The following is a 12,668-nucleotide window of genomic DNA, read 5'->3' as shown; positions in this document are numbered from 1 at the left end:
GGAGGGAATATATAGCCGCAGGGCCCGCGGGGGCCCTGCCAAAGTTTTACGCGTCGAGTTCGCCTGCGATCAGGTTGAGGGATGACATGCAAATGATGGCATCGCTCAGCATGGCGCCCTTCACCATTTCCGGGTACGCCTGGTAATAGATGAAGCAGGGCCTGCGGAAATGCAAACGGTAGGGCGACCGGCCGCCGTCGGAAATGAGATAGAATCCCAGTTCGCCGTTGGCGCCTTCGACCGCGTTGTACACTTCGCCCGGCAGGATGTCGGTTTCACCCATCACGATCTTGAAGTGATAAATGAGCGCTTCCATTTTGGTATAAACGTCTTCTTTATCGGGCAGGTAGTACGCCGGCACGTCGGCATGGAACACGTCAGACGGAAGGTCTTTCAGTTTGTCCATCGCCTGTTGGATGATGCTGAGGCTCTGCCACATTTCCGCGTTGCGCACCAGGAAGCGGTCGTAAGTATCGCCGGTGGTGCCTACGGGAATGTTGAATTCGAAGTCTTCGTAAGAGCTGTACGGTGAAGCCACGCGAACGTCGTAGTCTACGCCTGCGGCGCGAAGGTTTGGCCCGGTGAATCCGTAGTTGAGGGCGCGTTCGGCCGTGATGGGGCCTACTCCCTGGGTGCGTTCCATGAAGATGCGGTTGCGGGTGAAGAGGTTTTCGAACTCTTTCAGTACAGCCGGGTATTCGTCGAGGAACTTCTGGATTTTAGTAAAAGCCGTTTCAGTGAAGTTTCTTTCGAAACCGCCGACGCGGCCGATATTGGTGGTGAGGCGGGAGCCACAGATTTCTTCGTAGATTTCATACACCAGCTCGCGGTACTGCATTACGTAGAGGAAGCCGGTGAATGCGCCGGAGTCTACCCCGATTACGGAGTTGCAGATCAGGTGGTCGGTGATGCGGGCCAGCTCCATGATGATCACGCGGAGGTAATCCACGCGCTTGGGGGTTTTGATCCCCAGGAGTTTTTCCACGGTAAGGTGCCAGCCGATATTGTTGATGGGCGCCGAGCAATAGTTGAGGCGGTCCGTCAGCGGGGTGATCTGGTAATACGGTTTGCGTTCCGCGATTTTTTCGAATGCGCGGTGAATATAACCAACGGTAGGGGTCGCGGAAACGATGCGCTCGCCGTCCATTTCCAGGATGTTCTGGAAAACGCCGTGGGTGGCGGGGTGGGTAGGACCCAGGTTGAGCGTGTTGGTCTGCTTCTCTATCGAGCCTTCCGGTAATTGTATATGGTGATCAGACATATCCTGAATTGCTAAAAGTTAAACTTAAATGCCGACGCTTCCGCCGCGGCCAAACATCTCATCGTCTTTGTCTACGCGGGTCTGGTCTTCCAGCGGGAATTCCTTGCGCATGGGGAAATAGTCCATTTCGTCCACGTTCAGGATACGGCGCAGGTTCGGATGCCCTACAAAGTCGATCCCGTAGAAATCGTATGTTTCCCTCTCCTGCCAGTTGGCGGTGGCAAACAGCTGCGTGGCGGTGAACACCTGCGGCGTGGCCACGGAGGCAAACACCTTGAAGCGGAGGCGGACGTTCTGCACGAGGTTGTGCAGGTGGTACACCACGCCCAGTTCGGCGCCTGCGTTATCCGGGTAATGTACGCCGCAGAGGTCGGTCATAAAACGGAATTGCAGGTCCTCTTCATCGTAGAGAAACTGCATGACTTTCAGATTGATCTCTTTGGGCGCGTGAAACGACATGATGCCGTACGACTCCTCAAAATTGGTCAACGCCTCGCCGAACTTCTCGACCAGCCTGTTCTTGATATGCTCATTCGTCAAAGACATGTAATCGCTATTATCGTGACTATTGTATTCCGTAGGAATTCATCAGATCCTTATACCGGTCGCTGTGGCGGCGGCGCAGGCTTTCCTGGCCCACCAGGTCCTGGATGCGCATTACGCCGTCCAGTATGGCTTCCGGGCGCGGGGGGCATCCGGGAACGTACACATCCACCGGTATCACCTGATCGATCCCCTGCAACACGGAGTAGGTATCAAAGATACCACCGCTGCTGGCGCAGGCGCCAACGGCGATCACCCAGCGGGGCTCGGCCATCTGCAGGTACACCTGGCGCAGTACGGGGCCCATCTTCTTGGCAATGGTACCCATCACCATCAGCAGGTCGCACTGGCGGGGCGTAAAACCGATACGCTCGGAACCGAAACGCGCCAGGTCATAGTGAGCGGCCATGGTCGCCATGAACTCGATGCCACAGCAGGATGTGGCGAAAGGCAGCGGCCAGATGGAATTTTTCCGGGCCATGCCGATTACCTTATCGAACGAGGTGGCAAAGAATCCTTCTCCGCTATAGCCTTCCGGCATTTCGACCACCTTCACATTGGTATTAAACTGAACAGGACGAGACATAATCTTTACCCTCCTTCCCCACCGCATTCACACGGCAGGAATTTATTAATAGTTAACTAAGTACTAATCTTCCCACTTCAGGGCTCCTTTCTTGATGATGTAGTAGAAACCACTCATGAAGAAGCAGACAAATGCGAGCATAGCCATAAACCCTTCCCAGCCCAGCTCTTTAAAATTAACAGCGTACGGGTAGAAAAAGATGACTTCCACGTCAAACAACACGAAGAGAATCGCGGTGAGGAAATACTTGATGGCCACCGGCTGACGCGCGTTGCCCATCTGTTCGATACCGCTTTCGAAATTCTCCAGCTTGTCACTGGTCTTACGCTTCGGGCCCAGAAAGTGCGTGGCAACCATGGTAACGCCTACAAAACCCAAAGCAGCAACAACTTGTAAAAGGATAGGAAAATAACTGACCGGCGTGTTGCTTGCTGTCAATAATTCAGAGACAAAAAACATAAGCTTCCCAATATATTGTCTGAAAGCGCAAAAATACTGCAACTAAACTATAATTCAAATCGACAATCCCGAAAATCTAATCTTTTTTTGTATATGTAATATAATAAAATATGTGATGTTGGTTTCCGCAGTTTCCCAAATCCCTCACCCGTTTGTGTAATCGATTGAGACTAAGCGCATAGCACAAAAACGGCCCGGGGACGTTCCCGGGCCGTGTATTTCAAATCCTTGAAATTTAAATATTTATTACCTGCCGCCGCCTCTTTGCTGGGGCTTGCTCATGATATCCTTGATCTGTTTCACGGGCTCGCTCTCAGGGTCCAGCGGGGTGAGTTTATCCATGAACTTCTGCATGTTGGCCTTGTCGTCCTTGTTGTAGTAATATACCATCAGGTATGTGTACGCTTTGATGAGGCCGGCTTTGTTTTTGGCGGGATCGGTTTCAGCCAGCGCGAGATATTTATCGAAGAACGGCTGTGCAACGCCGGTTTTGGCTTCCACGTCGCGGGCCGCGGCCGCCATCCCCTGCCAGAAGTGACCGGTGGTCAGATCCGGGTAAGCGGCGGTCAGTTGCCCGAAAGCAGCGGAAGATTTGCCCAACATTACGGTATCGGTACCGCCGTTGGAGGCGTAATAGTATTGCTGGCCAATGTTAAAGAGGTCGAGAGCGGAGGGTTTTTCCCCTTTTTCCACCTTCAGGTCTGCGAATTTCTGGTACCACTCCCCCGCTTTATCGAATACCCGCGCTTGCTGGAAGGCTTTGGCCACGCTTTCGTAGCGGTCCAGGTCCTTCGCGGTGTCAGAAGTAGCGTATTTCTCCAGGAAATTGAGCGATTGCTGGTCGATGGCCGCCTGCTGAGTGGAATCGCCCAGTTTGATACGGCTGTAGATTTCGCTGCCGAGCTTGTAGTCGATGGGCTCCAGCTTGCTTTCGCCCAGGCGCGCGGAATATTCGTCGAATTGCTTGCGGGCGCCGAGGGAATCGCCTTTTTGGAGGTACGCATCGGCGATCAGGCGTTCCAGCTTGATTTTGTAAGCGTCGTTAGCCTGGGGGATGATGGCCTGGGCTTTGGAAATGGCGCCTGCATAATCGCGGTCGAGGAACATGATGGAGGCGAGATAATACTCGTTCCGGGTTTTATCGGCCTGGTCGGAGAGTGCCAGGTACTTCTGCAGATTCTCCTTTGCTTTGGGCAGCGAGAACTGCCGGGGCTTCGGAGTGTAGTAGAACTGGTACAGTTCGTAGAAAGCCGGGGCATAATTCGGGTCCAGCGTGGTGGCTTGCGCCCAGTCGGCCACGGCCTGCTCCAGGAGTTTAGCATTATAATTCACCTGGCCGCGTTTCAGGATGGCTTCAGCATTCTTATCCTCCAGCTCCAGGGCCTTTTCATAGGCTTCGATGGCTTTACCGCCGTTTTCGCCGCCGAGGTAGCGGTATACGTCGCCCAGCTCGATATAATCGGCGGCGACGGGTTTATATCCCTTCCGGCCGTCGTTGCCGGCCAGGAGCGTTTCCATGACGGTGAGGGCAAAGGCTTTGTCGCCCCCTTTAACTTCCGTATTGGCGTCCGCGATGGCGCGGGATACGTCTCCATTCTTATTTTTAGCCGTAGCGGCGAGGGCGGCATCGAACTTCTGGCGGGCTGCGGCGGCGTTGCCATTAAGGAGGTCGATACGGCCGAGGCCGGCGGTGAGGAGGGGCGAGTTGGGCACGGCCTGCAGGCCTTTCTGGAAGGCAGCGGCGGCACCATCTTTATTCTCCGTTCCAAGTTCCGCGATGCCGAGGTAATAATACGCCCGATCATCCGTGGGTTTGGCAGCCACCACCTTCTCGAAATCGGATTTGGCGGTAGCGTATTTTCCGTAATAAAGGTTTTTGAGCCCGTCATCTATCGTTTGCGCCATTGCCCCGCCTGCGAGGAGGAAGAGGGCAACCACGGTACTGATATGCTTCTTCATGTTAAAATTGTTTTAAACCGTTAACTAAACATTACCGGGGCCAATTGGTTCGACTGCGGTATGGGTTCTAGTAATAAAAAAACATGCCAGAATGGTGGCTGCGGCCACGATACAGGCAGGCTCCGCCTCTGAATTTACTTAAATATTCCGGTAAAAACAATGGAGGAAACGTTAAAAAGGGGCATAAAAAAAGCAGCGCCCGTGTGGGCGCTGCCGGTAATCCTGGATTAAAACCTGGAATTATTTAGAACCGTTGGCGGTGGCTGCTTTCGCGGAGCTGCCTGCGGCTTTGTTGGAGGATTCGAGGAATTCCTTCACCTGGCGCACGGTATCATTGTTCGGGTCGATCGCTACCAGCTTATCCATCCAGGGCTGCATGGCGGCCTGATCTTCCTTATTGTAGTGATACAGCATCAGGTAGGTGTAAGCGTTGAGGAGGAAGCGCTTGTTGCGGGCTTCGTCTTCGGGCTTCACCATTGAGATGTATTTCTCGAAGGCCTCTTTACCGCGGCCTTCCTTGGCCTGCTGGTCGAGGGCGAAGTTAGCCATGCCTTTCCAGTAGAACGCAGTGGGCTGGGTGGGATACTTCTCGGTGAAGCTGGTCCAGGAGGAGTCGGATGCACCGTATTGGGCAGCGTAGTACTCATAGAATGCTTTGTAGAAGTGGTCGGTCATAGCGCCGGGGTTGTCTTTTACTTCCAGTGCTTTGCCGTACCAGGTAGCGGCTTTACCGTAGTTACGCATTTCTTTGTATGCGTCGGCCACGTTGCGGAATTTCTCCGCGTCGGTGGTAGTATCGGTTTCAGCGAATTTCTCCAGGTACAAACCGGCGGTTTCCTGGTATCCGGCCTGCGTGGCGGAATCGGAATTTTTCAGTTTGGTGTAAATGGCGCTGAGCAGTTTGTAATCGTTCGCCTGCAGCTGATCTGCCGGAACGGATTTCACGCGCTCGTCCATGAGTGCTTTTGCGGAAAGGGAGTCGCCTTTCTGCAGGTGGGCATCGGCAGCCAGCAAGGTGAGTTTACCTTTGTAAACTTCGTTTGCCGTGGGCAGCAGGGCTTTCGCTTTCGCGATGGCACCGTCATAATCTTTTTGGTAGAAGTTGATGGCCGCCAGGTAGTATTCGTTCTTCGCCTTGTCGGAAGGATCACTTACTTCCACATACTTCTGCAGGTATTGCGCGGCATGGGGGAGGGAGAATTGTTCCTTGCGCTGGGTAATGTAGAACTGGTACAGTTCGAAATACGCAGGTGCGTAGTTCGCGTCCATGTTGGTGGCTTTGGCCCAATCTGCCACGGCTTGCTGGAGCAGGCGGGCGTTATAGTTTACCAGGCCTTGTTTCATCACGGCTTCGGCGTTGTTGGCGTCTACCTCGAGTGCTTTTTCGTAAGTAGTGATCGCTTTGCCGCCGTTTTCACCGCCCAGGAAACGGTAAGCGTCGCCCAGTTCGATGTAATCGGCTGCGGTCGCCGTATACATTTGTTTTTTCTTACGTCCTTCGTTGTTGAGGAGTTTCTCCATGATGGTGAGCGCGTAACCGCGGTCGCCACCTTTCACTTCGGTGTTGGCATCGGCGATGGCACGGGCTACGTCGCCGTCACGACCTTCGGTGGCGGTGCTGGCAGCTTCGAATTTTTGCTTGGCTTCGGCAGTTTTGCCGTTCAGGAGATCGATACGCCCCTGTCCTACCATGAGCAACGGGGAATTGGGAACGGCGGTGAGGCCTTTGGTGAAGGCGGCTGCGGCTGCGTCTTTATTCTCCAGGCCTAACTCGGCGATGCCGAGGTAGTAATAAGCGCGGTCATCCGTAGGTTTCGCGGTGATGGCTTTTTCGAGGTTTTGCTTGGCAGTTTGATACTTTCCGTAGTACAAATCCTTCAAACCATCTTCCACTGTTTGTGCCATAGCTCCGTTGGCTATGCAGAGCATGGCTACAAATAAACTTTTCCTTCTGTTCATGAGCAATCCGGTTTTAGTTGTGTTATCAGTATTTAGTTTTTAGCTTCTAATTGGATGGCTACTCCGATAAAGTGGCTTCCCGGAACACGATATTTAAACGGGCAGGGAATAATTTAAACTTACCTATCACAAGTTGGCCTGGCTGGGATGATAAAAATGTCACGAAACCGGAGCCCAGCCCCTGACGCGGTTCCTTCAAAATATAGAACATCCCCCGGGTGAGCGGGTAAGATTTGGTTCCGATATAGTATTGATACGGTTTCACGAAATCCGTATATCCGTCTCCGCGCAGCTTCACCGTAGTAACGCGGCTGCTGAATTCGATCGCGGTGGAATCATTGGTGTCGGAGATCCAGTTTACACCGATAACGCCGACAGCGTTCACATCCTTCTCCACATGCGACAGCACTTCCTCGTTGGACTTTGCCGCCATGGTATTGGGCGGTAGCGGTTGTCCCTTGTTGATGGAGTCGAGGATATAACGAACGGTGCTGGAGTTCTGGTCATCGAAAACGATGTTCCATTTCTTCTGCGCTTTGCCGTTCATGATTTCCCGCACCTGGTCCATCGTAAGGATGGAATCGGCGTTTTTATGGTTCACGATCAGGGCGATGGCGTCTGTAGCGAGCTTGGCGCTTTGCGGACGCATCTTTTCTTTCTTGAAATATTCCAGTTCGTTTTCCTTCAGGTCGCGGGTCACAATTATGAGCCGCGCACTATCGTTAAACAAATCCTTGAAGCATTCCGCTTCGGGTTTGTAATGGGCGATGATCTTCGCTTTCGGGTACTGCGACTCGAACACCCTGATTTCGGACTCCATCAGCGGCTGATAGGTTTTATCAACCGAGATATGGATTTCTCCTTTCGTGGGGGTGTCCAGTTCACCTTTCCCGGAATTGTCTGCGCCTCCGCAACCTACGGCCAGCATGGAAACGGAAGCCGTCGCCAATGCCATGCCCATCCAGTTTTTAGCTTTTAAAAACATACGCACTGTGGGTGATACTTGGTTAAAAGAATAATTGTTTGATACCCCTGTAGACACGAAATAATCCATAAACACCTAACGCGCCGGCCAATATGTACAGCCATGTCTCTGACAAGTTCAGTTTTCCCATTCCTAATTTCTCCGAGAACAGTGCATACAATCCGAAAAGAATAAATAATACTCCCCTGATCAGTTCGCCCACCGGGCGGTATTGCACGTTCATCCGTTGTTTTGTATTGTCGTTCTCCTGTCGCATTGGTGGCAAATTACAAGTATACAAAAAAATTGCTTTTTTCTACCGCATCAAACTTTTATTCGATTGTTAAAAATTTTTCGGGCTGTTTCAAAAGCTTTCAAAAGGATGATGCCGATCCTTTCAAATTCCATAATACACCAAAGTTTTAACATATGCAATCCCTTCAAAATGCGTTAGCGGTTTCCCTGAAAATTCGGTAGGTTTGCGGTCTGAAAAACCGGGTCGCCGCGAAGGGATGATTCCATAGAAATCATTGATTACCAAACGATACCGGTCAAGCTTATTTACATGAAAATACTGATGGTCTGCCTCGGCAACATTTGCCGGTCTCCCCTTGCCGAAGGCATCCTCCGCCACCTGTCGGGCCAAAACGGCCTGGATTGGGAAATCGATTCGGCTGGAACCGGCGACTGGCATGTGGGTCACCCGCCCGACCGGCGCTCGGTAGCGGTGGCGAAAAAAATGGGGTTGACATCTCCGGGCTCCGAGGCCGGCAGTTCACCACGGAAGATTTTGACCGGTTCGACCGGATCTTCGTCATGGACCTCGACAATTACCGTGACGTTCTCCGCAAAGCGCGCTCCGAGGCCGACCGGCAAAAGGTACAATTGTTGCTGGAAGACCAGCAGCCGGTACCTGATCCCTGGTACGACGACGCCCTTTTCGAGCCTGTGTACCGGCTTATCCACGACGCCTGCGAGCGGATCGTCCGCCTCGGTTAAACTTTTCTAACATTCTTGACGCGAAATAGCATGGCAAAACTCAGCATCCCCCAAGGGACACGCGACTTCGGGCCGGACGTGGTCCGCAAGCGCAACTACATCTTCGCCACCATCCGGCAGACATTTGAGCGGTTCGGCTTCCAGCCCCTGGAAACACCCGCTATGGAAAACACTTCCACCCTGCTCGGCAAATATGGCGAGGAAGGCGACAAACTGATCTTCAAGATCCTCAACAACGGCGATATCCTCGGACAGGCGCAAATGGCGAAAGACAGCCGTGAACTGGGAATTCTGCTGTGCGAAAAATCCCTCAAATACGACCTCACCATACCTTTCGCACGGTATGTAGTCATGAACCAGGGCAAGCTGCAGCTACCGTTCAAACGTTACCAGATGCAGCCGGTATGGCGCGGCGACAAGCCCCAGCGCGGGCGCTACCGCGAGTTCTACCAGTGCGATGCCGACGTGGTGGGCAGTAATTCCCTCCTGAACGAAATCGACCTGTTGTCGATTTACGATACCGTTTTTAGTTCCCTGGGCCTCGGCGGCTACCAAATGAAAGTCAACAACCGCAAGGTGCTCACCGGGCTCGCGGAGCTGGTGGGGCGACCCGACCTCATGCTCGATATCACCATCGCGATCGACAAGCTTGACAAAATCGGCGACTCCGGCGTCCGCGACGAACTAACCGGCCGCGGGCTTCTGGCGCACGAGGTGGAGCAAGTGATGGCCTTTATCGCGTTACGGGGCAGTAACGACGAAAAGCTTGATCGCCTGGCGGAGGTTTTCGCCGGTTCGCCTACGGGTTTGAAAGGTGTGGAAGAATTGCGTTTCATCCTGGGCAGCGGGCTTACGCAATTCAGTTCGCCGCCGGAAATTGACCTGACGCTGGCACGGGGTCTCAATTACTACACCGGGATGATCGTGGAGGTAAAAGCCCCGGATACGGTGAAAATGGGCAGCATCGGCGGCGGCGGCCGCTACGACGATCTGACAGGCCTCTTCGGGCTCCCAGGTATTTCCGGCGTTGGCATTTCCTTCGGCGTAGATCGCATTTACGACGTGCTAGAGGAACTTCAATTGTTCCCGGAAACCGCGCAACAGGGTACCCAAGTTATTTTCCTCCATCCCGGAGCGGAAAAGCTGGCGGAAGTGTATGGCTACGTAACGCGGTTGCGGCAGCGGGGCGTCAATGCAGAGATTTACCCTGACGATGTGAAACAGGACAAACAATATAAATACGCCGAAAAGCGCGGCGTGCCGTATATCGGATATGTGGAAGACAATGCCCCGGGCACGGTGTTCCTCAAAAATATGACGGGTAAACAGCGCCACCAGCTTAGCATTGAAGAGCTGGAAGCTTTTGTTTTTTAATAGTGGCAAGCCCGCAAGATCTTGTAAAAGGCGCCGAACTTCCGGCGCCTTTTTGATTTCTATTGTTTGATGGTTGAATGGTTGTGGATACACGACCGTTGTGGCGGCCCTCGCTTTGTTGGCTACGATCCGCGACGGGACTGTATTGTACACGGTACAAATATGCCATCGGTATCGCCGCTCTTTGATCTGTCAGTCGATGTACATTCTCCTCCGCGGCGATTCAAATTAGCTATGATAGCGGGCTACCGTGTAAGTCAACCCCATGCGTCCGCGCCGATCTTTTTGCCTGAAATCAATTTCCAGTAGCTATAGAATTCGTCATCGAGCGGTTTGTGCATATATTCCGGGATGGTTGTTTTGACGTAGTTGCCCCAATGCGGGCGGGCACCGTTTTGGTCGGTAAATCCATATTCATCGGAGAGGTTCCAGGAACTGAAGACTTTACCTCTTTTTTCGAAAACGTTAGGATCGGCGGCGAGGGCGGCAACGGCGCGGCCAACAAACCAGGGTGTTTCCGAGGCGATAAAGTTAGGATCGACGGCGGTGCCGTCTTTCCAGTTGTTCTCGGTGACACCGAAGTGCTCGAGCATGGCTTCTGAGCGGAGGAAACCGGGGGTGACGGCGAGGGCGCCGATGTTGTGGGGCTCCAGATCCTGCGCCATATTGTATGCCAGGCGAATGATTGTTGTTTTGACCAGATCGTAGAAGAGCTGTCCGCGGTAGAAATAGCCATCTCCGTCGGTGATTTCGACGATAAGTCCTTGTTTTTTGGAAGCATCAGGGGGACCGCATACTTCGCGGTGATAATGTGGGTATCGATGGCCTGGCGCATCATCTGGAATCCCTTTGATAGATCGTTTTCCCAGAAAGGCTGGCCCCATTGCATGAGGGCGTCGCCGCCCCATACGTCGTTCACGAGTACGTCGAGATGACCATGGTCTGCGCGGATCCGGTCCATCAGGGCGATTACGTCGGCTTCTTTGCTATGGTCTGTCTGCACGGGGATTCCTGCACCACCCAATTGCGTAACGATTTCGGCCGTTTCCTCGATGGTTTCCGGGCGCTGGGGGCCCGAGGCCAGTGCTCCTCTCACACTACGGCCGGTACAGTATACGGTGGCGCCGGCTTCGCCCAGCATAGCGGCAATGCCCCTTCCGGCTCCTCTTGTGGCGCCTGCCACAAGCATAACTTTATTTTTCAGCGGTTTCATACATATCCAGGTTTGTTGGGAAGATGAATTTCCGCATTCACTACGCATTGTATTTGCGTAGTAAAATATTTCCTGATGAAAGGATTATGGAATTTCTACGGAAGTAGGCGGAAGTAGGTTAAAGAGCCAATTAATGGCTTGGAAAAAGCAGATTGATTCCGGAACAAGTGTACAACTGCTATTTGCCTCAGGGATAATTCATGCAAATGTATTAACATGCCTTCCGCAAGATTTGGGGTTATGCAGTGCTAATTTACTCAACGATGTAGCTTGCTGTTAATGAGTGTATTGTGAATTAATAATACCATGAGGGGACTCAACTAATTGCCATTTAGCACAAATGAACAGTATTGCTGCGCTCGACCAAAATAGGGCCCGAATTCATTCCGAAGTAATTAAAAGTGGGGGGCGTTTTGTATTGTGGAAGGTTGCTGGTGGAAAGTGAAATTACTCGATGTCGGGGCAAAAAGAGGGCGCAATTTGCTAATATAAAATTGTAGAAGTAAAAAACCTTGCAGCGAAAGTTAGTGTCTATAAACAGATTCGGTTTCTACGATTTAGTTCGCGCATGAAGCAATTCGCTCAAATTAATAATTGAATCCATTGGGAAGTAATTCGCATCATACCCGCATATCGGTAAGGCACGGTAAATTTGATGTGTTTAAAATTGAAATGTAGCAGGTACAAATAAAAAAAGGTCCAGGATTTCTCCTGAACCTTTTTTCAATAAATATGGCAGCTACCTACTCTCCCGCATGATAGTGCAGTACCATCGGCCATGAGGGGCTTAACTTCTCTGTTCGGAATGGGAAGAGGTGAACACCCTCGGTAAAACCACCATAAGATCTTAGATGGATGCTGTTCGTTTTATCTTTCGATGATTCGAACGGTGATCCTAGTATCTTACTACTAATAAATTTACATATCGGGAAGTTGTAAAACACGCTCTTTTCAGAGAAAGAGCATAATAAAATTAAAGCTTACGGGCAATTAGTATTACTCGGCTTCGATGTTACCACCCTTACACCTGTAACCTATCAACGTCATAGTCTCTGACGGCCCTTAAAAGTAAACTCATCTTGAGGTAAGTTTCACGCTTAGATGCTTTCAGCGTTTATCTTGCCCGTACATAGCTACTCTGCACTGCACCTGGCGGCACAACAGATACACCAGCGGTACGTACGACCCGGTCCTCTCGTACTAAGGTCATGTCCTCTCAATTTACTAACGATCACAACAGATAGGGACCGAACTGTCTTGCGACGTTCTGAACCCAGTTCACGTGCCACTTTAATCGGCGAACAGCCGAACCCTTGGGACCTTCTCCAGCCCCAGGATGTGACGAACCGAC

The 12,668-nt window shown here is 52.0% G+C and carries 9 protein-coding genes, 2 rRNA genes and 1 pseudogene (1 of these 12 cut by a window edge); 2 read left to right on the top strand and 10 right to left on the bottom strand.

Translation table 11 applies throughout. The features are described from left to right. Positions 1-46: 46 nt before the first annotated feature. From WJU16_RS17065 to WJU16_RS17035, 7 genes are all read right to left on the bottom strand, one after another. Positions 47-1,261 (bottom strand): NADH-quinone oxidoreductase subunit D, encoded by a 1,215-nt coding sequence (locus WJU16_RS17065; protein ID WP_341834668.1) that lies wholly within the window; start codon positions 1,259-1,261, stop codon positions 47-49. A gap of 24 nt (positions 1,262-1,285) precedes the next feature. Next, positions 1,286-1,807, bottom strand: a complete 522-nt coding sequence (locus WJU16_RS17060) for an NADH-quinone oxidoreductase subunit C (protein WP_341834667.1) — start codon at positions 1,805-1,807, stop codon at positions 1,286-1,288. 19 nt (positions 1,808-1,826) lie between these two features. Further along, positions 1,827-2,390, bottom strand: a complete 564-nt coding sequence (locus tag WJU16_RS17055; RefSeq protein ID WP_341834666.1) for an NADH-quinone oxidoreductase subunit B — start codon at positions 2,388-2,390, stop codon at positions 1,827-1,829. Between the two features lie 63 nt (positions 2,391-2,453). Further along, positions 2,454-2,747: an NADH-quinone oxidoreductase subunit A gene (locus WJU16_RS17050; protein WP_341834665.1), complete on the bottom strand. Its 294-nt coding sequence runs from the start codon at positions 2,745-2,747 to the stop codon at positions 2,454-2,456. Between the two features lie 348 nt (positions 2,748-3,095). Continuing rightward, entirely contained in the window at positions 3,096-4,808 is a 1,713-nt protein-coding gene (locus WJU16_RS17045; protein ID WP_341834664.1) for a tetratricopeptide repeat protein, read from the bottom strand. A 240-nt stretch (positions 4,809-5,048) separates the two neighbouring features. Beyond that, positions 5,049-6,767: a tetratricopeptide repeat protein gene (locus WJU16_RS17040; RefSeq protein WP_341834663.1), complete on the bottom strand. Its 1,719-nt coding sequence runs from the start codon at positions 6,765-6,767 to the stop codon at positions 5,049-5,051. Positions 6,768-6,825: 58 nt separating this feature from the next. After that, the gene (locus tag WJU16_RS17035) at positions 6,826-7,722 is read right to left on the bottom strand and encodes a substrate-binding domain-containing protein (protein WP_341834662.1); all 897 of its coding nucleotides are present in this window, start codon (positions 7,720-7,722) and stop codon (positions 6,826-6,828) included. A gap of 574 nt (positions 7,723-8,296) precedes the next feature. Here WJU16_RS17035 and WJU16_RS17025 point away from each other — a divergent pair. Beyond that, positions 8,297-8,730, top strand: a pseudogene (locus tag WJU16_RS17025) (low molecular weight protein-tyrosine-phosphatase). Positions 8,731-8,760: 30 nt separating this feature from the next. Then, positions 8,761-10,104: a histidine--tRNA ligase gene (gene hisS / locus WJU16_RS17020; RefSeq protein ID WP_341834660.1), complete on the top strand. Its 1,344-nt coding sequence runs from the start codon at positions 8,761-8,763 to the stop codon at positions 10,102-10,104. Positions 10,105-10,399: 295 nt separating this feature from the next. On the opposite strand, the gene WJU16_RS17015 is transcribed toward hisS, so the two are convergent. From WJU16_RS17015 to WJU16_RS17005, 3 genes are all read right to left on the bottom strand, one after another. Continuing rightward, positions 10,400-11,245 (bottom strand): hypothetical protein, encoded by an 846-nt coding sequence (locus tag WJU16_RS17015; RefSeq protein ID WP_404980349.1) that lies wholly within the window; start codon positions 11,243-11,245, stop codon positions 10,400-10,402. 802 nt (positions 11,246-12,047) lie between these two features. Then, a 5S ribosomal RNA gene (rrf, locus tag WJU16_RS17010) occupies positions 12,048-12,159 on the bottom strand. A 128-nt stretch (positions 12,160-12,287) separates the two neighbouring features. Then, positions 12,288-12,668 (bottom strand): 23S ribosomal RNA (locus WJU16_RS17005) (it continues 2,500 nt past the right edge of the window).

It is taken from the genome of Chitinophaga pollutisoli (assembly GCF_038396755.1).
Lineage (GTDB): Bacteria > Bacteroidota > Bacteroidia > Chitinophagales > Chitinophagaceae > Chitinophaga > Chitinophaga pollutisoli.
Note: the sequence above shows the minus strand (reverse complement) of the source record. Positions and strands in the feature narration are given on the sequence as shown.